A 13,957-nucleotide genomic window follows, 5' to 3' on the forward strand; every position below is an offset into this window, starting at 1 on the left:
ACGGCGCACGAACCGGCAGGCAGTCGAAACCGAAACGCCCGTGAGGCGTCACCGATTCACCGATAGGAGCCCAGCAACATGAACAAGCAGCATCCGTTTCCGATGTTTCGTCCGCGCGCATGCTTCGTCGCGCTCGCCGGCGCGTTCGCGCTGTCGGCCGCGCTGCCCGCGTTCGCGCAGCAGACCGCGGTGATGGCGGTGGATTCGACCTTCACGACGATGGACCCGTACGATGCGAACGACACGGTGTCGCAGGCCGTCGTCAAGTCGTTCTACCAAGGGCTGTTCGGCTTCGACAAGGACATGAAGCTCGTCAACGTGCTCGCGACCGGCTACGAAGCCAGCCCCGACGCGAAGACGTACACGATCAAGCTGCGCTCGGGCGTGAAGTTCCACGACGGCACCGATTTCAACGCGGCGGCCGTGAAGGCGAACTTCGACCGCGTGACCGATCCCGCGAACCACCTGAAGCGCTACAACATGTTCCGCGTGATCGAGAAGACCGAGGCCGTCGATCCGACCACGGTGAAGGTCACGCTGCGCGAGCCGTTCTCGGCGTTCATCAACACGCTCGCGCACCCGTCGGCCGTGATGATTTCGCCGGCCGCGCTGAAGAAGTGGGGCCGCGACATCGCGCTGCATCCGGTCGGCACCGGCCCGTTCGAGTTCGTCGAGTGGAAGCAGACCGACGATCTGAAGGTGAAGAAGTTCGCCGGCTACTGGAAGAAGGGCTATCCGAAGATCGACGCGATCGACTGGAAGCCGGTGGTCGACAACAACACGCGCGCGGCGCTGATGAAGACGGGCGAAGCCGATTTCGCGTTCCGCATTCCGTTCGAGCAGGCGGCCGACCTGAAGAGCAACCCGAAGGTCGACGTCGTCGAGCGGCCGTCGATCGTGCAGCGCTACGTGTCGCTGAACATGCTGCAAAAGCCGTTCGACAACCCGAAGGTGCGCCAGGCGCTGAACTACGCGGTGAACAAGGAAGCGCTCGCGAAGGTCGCATTCTCCGGTTTCGCGACGCCGTCGACCGGCGTGGTGCCGCAGGGCGTCGATTACGCGACGAAGCTCGGGCCCTGGCCGTACGACCCGGCGAAGGCGCGGGCGCTGCTGAAGGAAGCCGGCTATCCGAACGGCTTCGAGACGACGCTGTGGTCCGCGTATAACAACTCGACGTCGCAGAAGGCGATCCAGTTCGTGCAGCAGCAGCTCGCGCAGGTCGGCGTGAAGGTGCAGGTGCAGGCGCTGGAAGCCGGCGAACGCGTCGCGAAGGTCGAGAGCGCGCCGGATCCGGCGAAGGCGCCGGTGCGGATGTACTACATCGGCTGGTCGTCGTCGACGGGCGAGGCGAACTGGGCGATCACGCCGCTGCTGGCCGGCGCGTCGGCGCCGCCGAAGCTCGTCAACACCGCGTACTACAAGAACGACGCGGTCGACGGCGATCTGACGAAGGCGCTCGAGACGGTCGACCGCACGAAGAAGGCCGAGCTGTATGCCGATGCGCAGAAGCAGATCTGGGCCGATGCGCCGTGGATCTTCCTCGTGCAGGAGAAGATCGTGTATGCGCGCAGCAAGCGGCTGCAGGGCGCGTACGTGATGCCGGACGGTTCGTTCAACTTCGACGAGATCTCGGTGAAATGACGGCGGCTTGCCCGCCACGCAGTGCCGGCGGCGTAAGCCGCCGGTGCGCTGATTCGATCGGTGTCCCATGCTGAATTTTCTCGTCAAACGCCTGTTCGGCCTGCTGCCCACGCTCGCGATCGTCGCGGTGCTGGTGTTCCTGTTCGTGCATCTGCTGCCGGGCGACCCGGCGCGGCTCGCGGCCGGCCCCGAAGCCGACGAGGCGACCGTCGCGCTCGTGCGCGCCGATCTCGGGCTCGACCGGCCGCTGCCCGCGCAATTCGCGCGCTTCTTCGCGAAGATCGCGCACGGCGATTTCGGTGTGTCGACGCGCAGCAAGCGGCCGGTGTCGACCGAGATCGGCGAGCGCTTCATGCCGACGCTGCTGCTCACGCTCGTCAGCATGGTGTGGTCCACGCTGTTCGGCATGGCGATCGGCATTGCGTCGGCGGTCTGGCGCAATCGCTGGCCCGACCGACTCGGGATGACGCTCGCGGTGTCGGGCATCTCGTTTCCCGCGTTCGCGCTCGGCATGCTGCTGATGGAGATCTTCTCGGTGAAGCTCGGCTGGCTGCCGGTCGTGCCGGACGGCACGTGGAAGAGCTACGTGCTGCCGTCGCTGACGCTCGGCGCCGCGGTCGCGGCGGTGATGGCGCGCTTCACGCGCGCGTCGTTCGTCGAGGTGCTGAACGAGGACTTCGTGCGCACCGCGCGCGCGAAGGGCGTGCACGAGCCGATGGTCGTGCTCAAGCACTGCCTGCGCAACGCGATGATCCCGGTCGTCACGATGATGGGGCTGCAGTTCGGCTTCCTGCTCGGCGGCTCGATCGTCGTCGAGGCCGTGTTCAACTGGCCGGGGCTCGGGCGCCTGCTCGTCGACGCGGTGACGATGCGCGACTACCCGGTGATCCAGGCGATCGTCCTGCTGTTCTCGCTGGAATTCATCCTGATCAACCTGACCGTCGACGTGCTGTACGCGGTCATCAACCCGACCATCCGGTTCAAGTGAGGCGCGCATGAACGCGACTGTCCAGCCCGCGGCGCCGGCCGCACCGACCGCGATCCGCACGCCGTGGCGCGAATTCTGGCGCAAGTTCCGCAAGCAGACCATCGCGCTCGTCGCGGGCGGCTTCGTGCTGGCGCTCGTCGTGCTCGCGTTCGTCGGCCCGCACATCGTGCCGTTCGATCCGGAAAACTATTTCGACTACGACGCGCTGAACGCGGGGCCGTCGGCCGTGCACTGGTTCGGCGTCGACTCGCTCGGCCGCGACATCTTCAGCCGGATCGTCGCGGGCACGCGCATCTCGCTCGCGGCCGGCTTCTTCTCGGTGGCGCTCGGCGCGGTGATCGGCACGTTCTTCGGGCTGCTTGCCGGCTATTACGAAGGCTGGTGGGACCGCATCACGATGCGCGTGGCCGACGTGCTGTTCGCGTTCCCGGGCATCCTGCTCGCGATCGGCGTGGTCGCGATCCTCGGCAACGGGATGGTCAACGTGATCTGCGCGGTCGCGATCTTCAGCATCCCGGCGTTCGCGCGGCTCGTGCGCGGCAACACGCTGATGCTCAAGCACATGACCTACGTCGAGGCCGCGCGCAGCATCGGCGCGTCGGACTGGACGATCATCATGCGGCACATCCTGCCGGGCACCGTGTCCTCCGTCGTCGTCTACTTCACGATGCGCATCGGCACGTCGATCATCACGGCCGCGAGCCTGTCGTTCCTCGGGCTCGGCGCGCAGCCGCCGACGCCGGAGTGGGGCGCGATGCTCAACGAGGCGCGCGCGGACATGGTGACGGCGCCGCACATCGCGGTGTTCCCGAGCCTCGCGATTTTCCTCACCGTGCTCGCGTTCAACCTGCTCGGCGACGGGCTGCGCGACGCGCTCGACCCGAAGCTGGAGCGCCGTTGATGCGGGCTGCATCGATGTGGGCGGCGACGCTGCCGGCCGGGCCGCGCGGCACGATCGCCGACGTGCCGGGCGTGACCGTCGGCCATTGCACGCTCGATGCCGGCAGCGTGCAGACGGGCGTGACCGTCGTAAAGCCGCATCCGGGCGACGTGTACCGCGCCAAGGCGCCGGCCGGGGCGGCCGTGATCAACGGCTTCGGCAAGAGCGTGGGGCTCGTGCAGGTCGACGAACTCGGCACGCTCGATACGCCGATCGCGCTGACCAATACGTTCGGCGTCGGCGCGGTTGCCCATGCGCAGATTCGCGCGGCGATCGCGGCGAATCCGCGGATCGGCCGCGACTGGCCGACCGTCAATCCGCTCGTGTTCGAGTGCAACGACGGTTACCTGAACGATATCCAGGCCTTCGCGGTCACCGCCGCGCATTACGACGACGCGTGCCGAGCGGCATCGCGGGACGTCGCACGCGGCGCGGTGGGCGCCGGGCGCGGGATGTCGTGCTTCGACCTGAAAGGCGGGATCGGTTCCGCGTCGCGCGTGGCCGTCGCGGCCGGCCGGCCGTATACGGTGGGCGCGCTCGTGCTCGCGAATTTCGGCCGGCTGTCGATGCTGACGCTCGGCGGCGTGCCGCTCGGGCGCATCGTCGCGCAACGGCGCGCGGCCGGAGCCGCGCACGCTGCGCCGCCCGAGCAGGGCTCGATCATCCTGCTGCTGGCCACCGATGCGCCGCTCGACGCGCGGCAACTGTCGCGGCTCGCGCGCCGCGCGGGGGCCGGACTGGCCCGTACGGGCTCCGTCTACGGGCATGGCAGCGGCGACATCGCGCTTGCCTTCTCGACCGCGTACACGATTGCGCATGACGCGTCGACGATCGCGCTGCCGGCCCTCGTCGCCGATGCGGCGCTCGATCCGCTGTTCATGGCCGCGGCCGAAAGCGTCGAGCACGCGATCGCCGACGCGTTGCTGCAGGCGGTGACGGTCACCGGACGCGACGGCCACGTGCGGCAATCGCTGCGCGACGCGGTGCCCGATCTCGACCGCTTGTTCAACGAAGATAACGAAGGGCATCCGACCCAGTCATGAAGATCCTGATCTCGACCGACATCGAGGGTGTCGCCGGCGTATTCGCCGCCGAGCAGACGCGTGCCGGCAATCCGGAATACGAACGCGCGCGCCGCTGGATGACCGCCGAGGCGAACGCGGCGATCGAAGGTGCGTTCGCCGGCGGCGCGCAGGCCGTCTGGGTCAATGACTCGCACGGCGGCTTTCGCAACCTGCTGCCCGACGGGCTCGATGCGCGGGCGCGTGTCGTGCTCGGCAAGCCGCGTACGCTCGGCATGATGACGGGCCTCGAACAACAGCCCGATCTCGTATTCATGATCGGCTATCACGCGAAATCGCAGACGCGCGGCGTGCTCGCGCACACGATCAACAGCTTTGCATTCACGCAGGTGTGGCTGAACGGCGTCGAGCTCGGCGAAGCCGGGCTGTACGGCGCGCTGGCGCGCGAATACGGCGCGCACGTCGCGCTCGCGACCGGCGACGACGTATTCGCCGACGAAACGCAGCCGCTGTTTCCGGACGCGCGTTTCGAGACGGTCAAGACGGCCGGCGGCGCATCGAGCGGCGAGACGCTCACGCCGTCCGCGTCGTGCGCGCGCATCGCGGCCGCGGCGCGCGAAACGGTCGCGCGGGCGCTGTCGGCCGGCGTGCGCGCCGGCACGCATCGGCCCGCGCCGGCCGCGTGCACGCTGCGCGTGCAGACGGCCGCGCTCGCCGACCTGTTCTGCGTGCTGCCGTCGCTCGAACGCGTCGATGCGGTGACGCTGCGCTTCGACGGGCCATCGGTCGAGCACACGGTGCGCACGCTGAACAGCCTGTCGGCGATGTCGTTCATGCTGCGCTGATGCGTGCCGCGACGATGCCGCCGGCGCGCGGCCGGTCAGCCGATCGCGACGGGGCGGGCCGTTGCGGCGAGCAGGAATGCTTCCATCGCCGCGACCAGTGCGAGCGGGGTTTCGTTCATCGGATAGTGGCCCGCGTTGCGCAGCACGTCGACGCTGGCGAGCGGATAGCGTCGCAGATAGGTGCGGGCCATCAGCGCCGCGTCGAACGCCGGATCGTGCTCGCCGATCAGTACCTTGACCGGATGGATGCCCGTGATGTCTCCGCTGAAATCCGTATCGGCCCACGCGCGGAAGTACGCGCCGAATGCCCGCGCCGACGAACAGGCGGCCGAATACGCGGCTTTCCACTCGATCCAGGCGGCGGGCAGCCGGTTGCCGGTGCTGCGGTCGATGATGGTGCGGCGATCGGCGAGGTGGTCGGCAGCGCGCTCGAATAGCGCGCGTCGCGCGGCGTCGAACGGCAGACCGCCGCACGGGACGGGCGCGATCGGCACCAGCGCGCGCACGCGGTCGGGCGCGAGGGCGGCGATCTTCTCGATCGCCATGCCGCCCATCGAATGGCCGACCAGACTGAAGGTCGGGAAGCTGAGCGCGTCGGCGAGCGCGAGCGTGTCGGCGGCGATCTCGTCGATCGTGTAGTTGCCGCGGGCGTCGCGCATGCGGCCGTAGCCTCGGTAGTCCATGAAGACATAGCTGAAGTGCTCGCGCGACAGCCACGCCTCGAGAGGTTCGAACGCGCGGGCGTCGCCGAACCAGCCGTGCAGCACGAGAACAGGGTGGGGGCCGTCCCCCACGCGATGAAACGTATTCGGCATGTCCGCTCCGATGAGGTTGCCCGCCGGCCGATCCGGCCGGCGGGTGTTGCGGCCGAGAGGTCGCGCAACGGTGGAGCGGATCGTAGATCGTTCGAAGGCGACCCGCCTTCGATATCGGGTCATTGATGATGGAATTCGGGCCGTGAGAAATACGCTGCTAGATCCTTACGAACACATTCCCCGGAGCGTGGTCGTGACCGCCAACGACTTTGCGGCGGGCATGACGTTTCCGGAGCACGCGCACGTGCGCGGGCAATTCGCGTTCGCGTCGCGCGGCACGATCAGCGTGTCGACGCCGCACGGCCGATGGCTGGTGCCGCCGCAGCGCGCGTGCTGGGTGCCGGCCGGCGTGCGGCACGAAATGACGATGACCGGGCCGGTCACGATGCTGAACGCATTCGTGACCGTCGACGCCGCGCAGGCGGCCGGGCTGCCCACCCAGTGCGGCGTGTATGGCGTGTCGCCGCTGCTGCGGCAACTGATCGACGATGCGATCGATTTGCCGGCCATGTACGACGTCGACGGTCGCGCGGGCAAGCTGATGGATCTGCTGGTTGCGGAAATCGCGACGATGCCGTGCCTGTCGCTGCATGCGCCGCTGCCGGCCGACGCGCGGCTGGCGAAGGTGTGCCGGCACCTGTTCGCGGCGCCGTCGATCGCGGCTGATCTCGACCGCGTCGCGGCCGACGCGGGCGTGAGCCGGCGCACGTTCACGCGGCAGTTCCGTGCGCAGACGGGTGTGAGTTTCGCCGCGTGGCGCCAGCAGGTGTGCATGCTCGCGGCGATTGCCCGCCTGACCGACGGGCAGCCGGTGACGCGCGTCGCGCTCGATCTCGGCTATGCGAGCGCGAGCGCGTTCACGTCGGCGTTTCGCCGCATTCTGGGCGACACGCCGAGCCGTTATCTGGAGATTCGTCGCTAGGATTCGGCACAGGCCACGCGCTTGCGTGGGCCGCCGCGCCAAAAAAATACGCGTCCGCCAACTTCGGCCAGACGCGTTCAAAGGCACTCTGTCTGAAAAAATGCGCGGGCCGCCTGCCGACGGCGTCGCGCATCATCCCTGTCATTGTTTCTTCGTACGATTCAATTCTGTCGGCTCGTTGCAGATAACGAAGCATACGCCGCATAACGCGCAAACGATATCGTGTCGCCCACATGATTGATGTGCTGTCGCAGCATGCGTTTCGATCGCGCGTTCGATCTCGGCACGGGAAGCCAATGACGCCAGACGTCCGCAGCCACCGTGCATCACGACGCGGCGCATCATCGAAGGCGGCCCAAAACGCCGTGTGGCGCGATGCCGGTCGGTATCGCGCCACACGGCGGTGCGGTGGCAGGCGAAGCCTGCCGCATGCGTCAAACGTCGAAGAATACGGTCTCTTCCGGCCCCTGCATGTGGATGTCGAAGCGGTAGACGACCGGGCGGCCCGGCTGCGCGTCGCGTTTCGCGACGAGCGTCGCGCGGCGCTCCGCCGGCACCGCGTTCAGCACGGGGTCGACCGCGTTCGCGGCGGCTTCGTCGTCGAAGTACACGCGGGTGAACGCATGCGTGAGGATGCCGCGCATCATCACCGTCACGTTGATGTGCGGCGCCTCGTCTGCGGCGACGCGGCCCGGCTTGACCGTCTCGACGACGAAGCGCTGCTGCGGATCGGTGCCCGTGCCGACCCGCGCGAAGCCCGTGAAGCCGGATTTCGCGACGTCGTCGCGCGACGCGGGGTAGCGGCCGGCGGCGTCCACCTGCGTGAATTCGAGCACCGCGTCGCCCACGACGTTGCCGTCGCCGTCGAATACCTGCCCGACCAGCAGCACATGCTCGCCTTCGGCGTGCGCGGCGGCGATCGTCGGCGTGAACAGGCTTTTCAGGTCGTAGCCGTATTGCTGCGGGCACAGGCCGTACGCGAAGTACGGGCCGACCGTCTGCGAAGGGGTTTGCTTCAGCGTCGTCATGGTTCAGCGCTCCATCGGGGTGGCGTCGCGGCCGCGCAGCACGATGTCGAATTCGTAGCCGAGCGCATAGCCTTCTTCTGTGATGTCCATCGAGAAGCGCGAGATCAGGCGCTCGCGCGCTTCTTCGGGCGTGCCCTGGAAGATCGGGTCGTACGCGAGCAGCGGATCGCCGGGGAAGTACATCTGCGTGACGAGACGCGAGCCGAAGTAATCGCCGAACAGCGAGAAGTGGATGTGATTCGGGCGCCACGCGTTCGGATGGTTGCCCCACGGATACGCGCCGGGCTTGATCGTCAGGAAGCGGTAGCGGCCTTCGTCGTCGGTCAGGCAGCGGCCGGCGCCGAGGAAGTTCGGATCGAGCGGCGCGTCGTGCTGGTCGACCTTGTGCACGTAGCGACCGGCCGCGTTGGCTTGCCACACCTCGACGAGCGTGTTGCGCACGGGCTTGCCGCCTTCGTCGAGCACGCGGCCGGTGACGACCATCCGCTCGCCGAGCGGCTCGCCGTTCTTCACGGCGTTCTTCGTCAGGTCGTGGTCGAGCGCGCCGAGATCTTCCGCGCCGTAGACGGGCGCGTACTGGTCGCGCAGCTTCTCCTTCAGCGGAATCAGCGGGCGGGTCGGGCCGCGCTTCACGGATGAACGGTACTCGGGGTGAACATAGGCCGGATGCGACGGCCAGTCGCGCGGCGTGAGGATCGTGGGGGAATCCATCGGGCGTCTCCTGTCAGGTTTTTTCGCGAAGTGGATGGCACGACTTTAGCCAATCCGGAAAGTTATGCAAAATGACCTTTTTTCGCGAATCGCATAACAGTTCGTTATGTTTTTGCCCGCAATGAAAATTCCGCCGGACAGAAAGCCTGTCCGGCGGAAAAAAGCGATCGGGCTTCGCGTCGTCGGCGACGACCCCGTGCACGGCCCTCCAGCCAGCCCGTCACTGTTTTTTGTCGTTCGTTCTCGTTGTTATCCGGTCTCCCCGAGCGTGCCCGTCGTCATGGACGGCCGGGATCGAGCACGATCCCGTCGAATTCGAGCGCCAGCGTGCCGCTGCGCAGCAGGGCCGCGGGTGTCGCCGCGTGGCCGGCGCCGAGCACCTCGGTCACGTACCGCGTGCAGAAGCCACGCCGCGCCCGCGGCTTGAAGCGACTGCCGAGCAGCGCATCGATCCGCTGTTCGGCCAGCGCATGCGCGTGACGCTGCGCGTCGGCCGACGCCGCCGCGACACGGCGCGCCAGTGCGATGCGTCCGCCGTCGGTACGGGCGACGAAGCGCGACAGCGGTGTGAGCTTCGTCCACGCGAACGCCGCCGGCTCGGCGATCACCGGTTCGTCGCCCGACGTATCGACGACGATGCCGAAGCGATTGGCCCAAGTGCCCGATGTTTCGACCGAGCCGTTCGCACCGGCGGCGGCATCCGGCGCACCGGCCGGCACGCGGATGAACACCAGATCGCCGACATGCGCGCCGGCGGCCAGCGTGCGCACGGTGGCGAGCGGCATCGCGCGATCGGTGCCGCGCGCATCGCGCAGTGCGGTGTGGTGCGGTTCGCAGGCGGCTGTGTCGATTCGGGTGGTCATTTCGGCTCCGTCGTTGCGTGACAGGACGGAGCGGATTATGCAGACAAGTAACCCAAAGTGCTGATGTGGATGTGCGAGTGGCCTAATATTCGACCTCGAGCATCATTTTTCGATACCGCCATGACCGAGACCGCCCAACTCATCGAAACGCTGAAGCGCCAGTTGAAGGCGCAGGGCATGACTTACCGGGACGTCGCGCGTGCGCTCGACGTCTCCGAGACGAGCGTGAAGCGGCTGTTCGCGAGCGGCCGCTTCACGCTGGAGCGCGTCGTGGAGATCGCGCAGTTGCTCGGCTATACGCTCGCCGAGCTCGTGCAGGAGGCGTCGGCGTCCGCGCCGCGCCTGCGCGTGCTGACCGAGCAGCAGGAGGCGTTGCTCGTGTCGGACGAGAAGCTGCTGCTCGTCGCCGTCTGCGCGATCAACTACTGGACCGTGCAGGACATCGTGTCGGCCTACCGTCTCACGCAGGCCGAGTGCGTGAAATACCTGCTGATGCTCGACCGGATGAACGTGATCGCGCTGCTGCCCGGCGACCGGATTCGCGTGCGCGTCGCGCGCGATTTCGACTGGCTGCCGGGCGGGCCGATTCGCCGCTACTTCCATGCGCACGTGCTCGACGACTTTCTCGGCAGCCGCTTCGACGGCCCGGGCGAGACGATGACGTTCCTGCAAGGGATGCTGACGGACGCGGCCGCCGCGGAGCTCGAACAGGAACTGCGGCGGCTTGCCAGCAAGGCGGCGGCGCTGCATGCGGAGTCGTCGTCCGCGCCGCTCGGGCAGAAGCACGGCACGGCGCTGCTGATCGCGAAACGGATCTGGGAGCCGACCGGATTCCACGCGCTGCGGCGTCATGCCTGACGTCGCCGGAAAGCTTGGGCCTTTCCGGAAAGTTATGCAAAATGGCGATTCATCGTCATTTGCATAACCATCCGTTATGAACAACCGTATCGCCGACGGCCGCGTCAAATTCCGTCACCTGCAGTGTTTTCTCGCGGTCGCGCAGCTCGGCGGCGTGCAGAAGGCGGCCGAAAGCCTGTCGATCACGCAACCGGCCGTGTCGAAGACGATCGCCGAACTGGAGACGATTCTCGGCGTGAAGCTGTTCGAGCGCGGCCGGCACGGCGCGCAGCCGACCCGCGAAGCGCAACTGTTCATGCCGCACGCGAACGCGTGCGTGCTGGCGCTGCGGCAGGGCGTCGGGCTGCTGGCGCGCGAGGGCGGGGCCGCCGCCGCGACGCTGGAAATCGGCATGCTGCCAACCGTCGCGGCGTCGCTCGCGCCGGCCTTGATGAAGGCGCTGACCGCACGCTGGCCGCGCATCGTCGTGCGGATCGCGACGGCCGCGAACGCCGACTTGCTCGAGCGCCTGAAATCCGGCGCGATCGAATGCGCGATCGGGCGGCTGTCGGAGCCCGAACGGATGATCGGGCTCGCGTTCGAGCAGTTGTACAACGAGCCGCTCGCCGCGGTCGTGCGCGCCGGGCATCCGCTGCTCGCGAGCGCGGCGCCGGCCACCGAGCTCGCACGCTATCCGGTCGTGCTGCCGCCGTTCGGCACGTTGATCCGCCAGTCCGCCGAGCAACTGCTCGGCGCATGCGGCGCGCCGCCGCTCGATTCCTTCATCGAGGTGCTGTCGGTATCGGTCGCGCGCGCGCTGGCGCTCGAGAACGACGCGGTCTGGTTCGTGCCGCTCTATGCGGCGGAATACGATCTGTCGGCCGGCGCGCTGGCGCGCCTGCCGCTACCGTCGGCGGGCACCGACGAGCCGGTCGGGCTCGTGCTGCGCACCGATGCGCAGCCGTCGCCCGTCGCGCGGACGCTGATCGACGCGGTGCGCGACATCGCACGGTCGCGGTTCGGCGATGCGCGAGCGCCTCGGGCGCCACGCGCGGCGCGCAAGCCTGCTCGCGGCAAGCGTTGATCCATCGGGCCTGGCGACGCGCCGGACCCGATCTCCGTTCTTGCCGCGGGATCGGCCATCCGGTCAGTAGCCGTCATCGGGGTGCTTGGCATATCGTACCGTTTTTGATACGATGGACGACAAGACGATGGCGAGACAGCAGATTCAGGTCACGCTCGGCGTGCGGTTCTTCCGGACGGCCCGCGGCAACGAGCCGGTGCGCGAATGGCTCAACGCGCTCGGGCAAGCGGAGCGAAGGGCGATCGGCGAAGAGATCAAGACCGTTCAACTCGGCTGGCCGCTCGGCATGCCGCTGGTCCGGAAGATGGCGAAGGATCTGTGGGAGATCCGCGTTGCGGTGCCGGGGCGAAGCGCACGCGTGCTGTTCACGGTCGTCGGCGACACGATGGTGCTGCTGCACGGCTTCTTCAAGCAGTCGCGGGCTACGCCGTCGGACGATCTCGACGTCACCGTCGCGCGCCTGAAAACGCTGACGCGCGCCATCTGAATTCCCCGGTTGTGCCGGACGCACCGTCTCCGACGGTCGGGCAGCCGGCAACGCCATGCACCTGGAGTACGACATGACGACCACGAACAATCCGTATATCGGCAGCGATTTCGACGCCTTCCTCGAAGCGGACGGCAACCTCGAAGCGGCCACCGCCACCGCGATCAAGCGCGTGATCGCGTGGCAGATCGGGCAGGAAATGAAGGCGCAGCACATCACGAAAACGGCGATGGCCGCGCGGATGAAAACCAGCCGCGCCGCGCTCAACCGGCTGCTCGACGAAACCGACACGAGCCTCACGCTGGCGACGCTCGCGAGCGCGGCCGCCGCGCTCGGCAAACGGCTCAGCTTCGAGCTCGTGCCGGCCTGAGCGGCGCGAACGAACGGCGCGCGGCCGGATCGACGCGATCGTTCATGCGGCGAGTTGTCGAGCGCCGGCCCGCGTGCGCATGACGGGTCATCGACGCGCTCGGGTGATCCGCAGATACAGCAACGCGCCGCCCGCGAGCAGCAGCGGGCACAGGAAATACCAGCCGGTCGTCACGAACAGCCCGGCCACCGCAATCAGCGAAATCCACGCGCAGCGATACGCGATCCCGCCGCGCGGCAGCAGCTTCAGCGCGGCCGCCGCGCCGAGCCCGTACACCATCACGAAACATCCGGACGTCACGAGCACGAGCGGCTTCGGCCCGACGTCCGACAGCGTCGTGGCGGCCAGCGCGATGGCCGCGAGCACGGCAATCACGCCGAGGCTGCGGCGCGGCACGCCGCCGACCTGGCTGCCCTGCGCGAGCCACGCAGGCAGCGCGCCGTCGCGTCCGAGCGCCGCGCCGAGCTTCGCCGCGCCGGCAAAATACGCGTTCATCGTGCCCAGCGTGAGCAGCAGCGCGGCGGCCGCCGCGAGCACCTGCGCATGGCCGCCGATGCCGCCCGCGATCAGTTCGGCGAGCGGCGCGCCCGATGCGCCCGCGGAAGGCCCGAGCACCGTCACGCTCGCGGCGGCGACCGACAGATACAGGAACCCGACGACCACGACCGCGATGCCGGCCGAACGCGGCATGTCGTGCGCGGGCCGGCGGAATTCGGCCGCGAGATGCGTGATCGCTTCCCAGCCGGCGAAGCTCCATACGAGCAGCGCGGCGGCCTGGCCGACCGCGAGCCAGCCGTGCGGGGCGAACGGATGCAGGTTCGCGGTGCGCGCATGCGGCGCGGATGCGAGCACCGCTGCGAGCAGCAGCGCGACGAGCAGCGCCGACAACACGAGTTGCATGCGGCCCGACACGGTAACGCCGAATGCATTCGCGGCCGATACGACGGCGATCAGTGCGGCGGCCGTGACGATGATCGTCGTGTGTCCGCCGCCCGTGACAGCGGCGACGTAGGCACCGCCGAACATTGCCGCGGCCGGCGCGCCGGCCGGCACCGCGAAGTAGAAGCACCAGCCGACGACGGCCGCGGCCTTCGGGCCGAATGCGCGCCGCGCGTAGGTCGACACGCCGCCCGCATCGGGATAGCGGGCGCCGAGTGCGGCGAAGGTGGCCGCGAGCGGCCCGGACAGCACGACGAGCGCGGCCCACGCGAGCAGCGAGGCCGGCCCCGCCACGTCGGCGGCGAGCGCGGGGAGCGCGATCACGCCGGTGCCGAGCACCGCGCCGATATAGAGCGCGGCGCCCTGGAAAATGGTCAGCGAACCCGCGTGATGGGCAGCGGGCGAATCGGCATGCGAACGCATGAGCGGCAGTCTCCGGAAGGTCTTGTTTTGTGTGGGCGACGC

15 protein-coding genes are annotated in these 13,957 nt (G+C 68.4%); 10 read left to right on the forward strand and 5 right to left on the reverse strand.

Translation table 11 applies throughout. The annotated features are described in order from the left end of the window. Positions 1-78 precede the first annotated feature (78 nt). The 5 genes from gsiB (at position 79) to CFB52_RS21225 (ending at position 5,436) form a co-directional block, all read left to right on the forward strand. Complete coding sequence (gsiB, locus tag CFB52_RS21205) at positions 79-1,641, forward strand: glutathione ABC transporter substrate-binding protein GsiB (RefSeq protein ID WP_060311085.1); 1,563 nt, start codon at positions 79-81, stop codon at positions 1,639-1,641. A 67-nt stretch (positions 1,642-1,708) separates the two neighbouring features. Further along, on the forward strand, positions 1,709-2,629 hold the full coding sequence (gsiC, locus tag CFB52_RS21210; protein WP_059582267.1) for a glutathione ABC transporter permease GsiC: 921 nt from the start codon (positions 1,709-1,711) through the stop codon (positions 2,627-2,629). Positions 2,630-2,636: 7 nt separating this feature from the next. After that, positions 2,637-3,530 carry a glutathione ABC transporter permease GsiD gene (gsiD, locus tag CFB52_RS21215; RefSeq protein WP_099317354.1) on the forward strand — a complete coding sequence of 298 codons (894 nt, stop codon included), beginning with the start codon at positions 2,637-2,639 and terminating at the stop codon, positions 3,528-3,530. Then, on the forward strand, positions 3,530-4,612 hold the full coding sequence (locus CFB52_RS21220; protein WP_099317355.1) for a P1 family peptidase: 1,083 nt from the start codon (positions 3,530-3,532) through the stop codon (positions 4,610-4,612). The genes gsiD and CFB52_RS21220 overlap by 1 nt, the downstream gene beginning before the upstream one ends. Next, positions 4,609-5,436 carry a M55 family metallopeptidase gene (locus CFB52_RS21225; RefSeq protein ID WP_099317356.1) on the forward strand — a complete coding sequence of 276 codons (828 nt, stop codon included), beginning with the start codon at positions 4,609-4,611 and terminating at the stop codon, positions 5,434-5,436. The genes CFB52_RS21220 and CFB52_RS21225 overlap by 4 nt, the downstream gene beginning before the upstream one ends. Positions 5,437-5,471: 35 nt before the next feature. Here the strand turns inward: CFB52_RS21225 and CFB52_RS21230 are convergent, their stop codons facing one another. Beyond that, on the reverse strand, positions 5,472-6,251 hold the full coding sequence (locus CFB52_RS21230; protein WP_099317357.1) for an alpha/beta fold hydrolase: 780 nt from the start codon (positions 6,249-6,251) through the stop codon (positions 5,472-5,474). 142 nt (positions 6,252-6,393) lie between these two features. Here CFB52_RS21230 and CFB52_RS21235 point away from each other — a divergent pair, with 142 nt between their 5' ends. After that, positions 6,394-7,173 carry a helix-turn-helix domain-containing protein gene (locus tag CFB52_RS21235; RefSeq protein WP_099317358.1) on the forward strand — a complete coding sequence of 260 codons (780 nt, stop codon included), beginning with the start codon at positions 6,394-6,396 and terminating at the stop codon, positions 7,171-7,173. Between the two features lie 434 nt (positions 7,174-7,607). Here CFB52_RS21235 and pcaG read toward each other — a convergent pair whose 3' ends face one another. The 3 genes from pcaG to CFB52_RS21250 form a co-directional block, all read right to left on the reverse strand. Continuing rightward, positions 7,608-8,201, reverse strand: coding sequence for a protocatechuate 3,4-dioxygenase subunit alpha (gene pcaG / locus CFB52_RS21240; protein WP_059582250.1), 594 nt, complete (start codon positions 8,199-8,201; stop codon positions 7,608-7,610). 3 nt (positions 8,202-8,204) lie between these two features. Further along, complete coding sequence (gene pcaH / locus CFB52_RS21245; protein WP_060311079.1) at positions 8,205-8,912, reverse strand: protocatechuate 3,4-dioxygenase subunit beta; 708 nt, start codon at positions 8,910-8,912, stop codon at positions 8,205-8,207. Between the two features lie 278 nt (positions 8,913-9,190). Then, positions 9,191-9,775: a YiiX/YebB-like N1pC/P60 family cysteine hydrolase gene (locus CFB52_RS21250; RefSeq protein ID WP_059582246.1), complete on the reverse strand. Its 585-nt coding sequence runs from the start codon at positions 9,773-9,775 to the stop codon at positions 9,191-9,193. A 120-nt stretch (positions 9,776-9,895) separates the two neighbouring features. On the opposite strand from CFB52_RS21250, the gene CFB52_RS21255 reads away from it, so the two are divergent. The 4 genes from CFB52_RS21255 (at position 9,896) to CFB52_RS21270 (ending at position 12,553) form a co-directional block, all read left to right on the forward strand. Next, positions 9,896-10,633 carry a helix-turn-helix domain-containing protein gene (locus CFB52_RS21255; protein WP_059582244.1) on the forward strand — a complete coding sequence of 246 codons (738 nt, stop codon included), beginning with the start codon at positions 9,896-9,898 and terminating at the stop codon, positions 10,631-10,633. 76 nt (positions 10,634-10,709) lie between these two features. Beyond that, entirely contained in the window at positions 10,710-11,696 is a 987-nt protein-coding gene (gene pcaQ, locus CFB52_RS21260) for a pca operon transcription factor PcaQ (protein WP_059582242.1), read from the forward strand. A 127-nt stretch (positions 11,697-11,823) separates the two neighbouring features. Then, on the forward strand, positions 11,824-12,183 hold the full coding sequence (locus tag CFB52_RS21265) for a type II toxin-antitoxin system RelE/ParE family toxin (protein ID WP_099317895.1): 360 nt from the start codon (positions 11,824-11,826) through the stop codon (positions 12,181-12,183). A 73-nt stretch (positions 12,184-12,256) separates the two neighbouring features. Then, a complete protein-coding gene (locus CFB52_RS21270; protein WP_006479223.1) occupies positions 12,257-12,553 on the forward strand; it encodes an XRE family transcriptional regulator in 297 nt (98 codons plus the stop codon). An 87-nt stretch (positions 12,554-12,640) separates the two neighbouring features. Here CFB52_RS21270 and CFB52_RS21275 read toward each other — a convergent pair whose 3' ends face one another. After that, complete coding sequence (locus CFB52_RS21275; protein ID WP_059639345.1) at positions 12,641-13,915, reverse strand: APC family permease; 1,275 nt, start codon at positions 13,913-13,915, stop codon at positions 12,641-12,643. Positions 13,916-13,957 lie beyond the last annotated feature (42 nt).

This window comes from Burkholderia sp. AU18528 (assembly GCF_002223215.2).
GTDB lineage: Bacteria > Pseudomonadota > Gammaproteobacteria > Burkholderiales > Burkholderiaceae > Burkholderia > Burkholderia semiarida.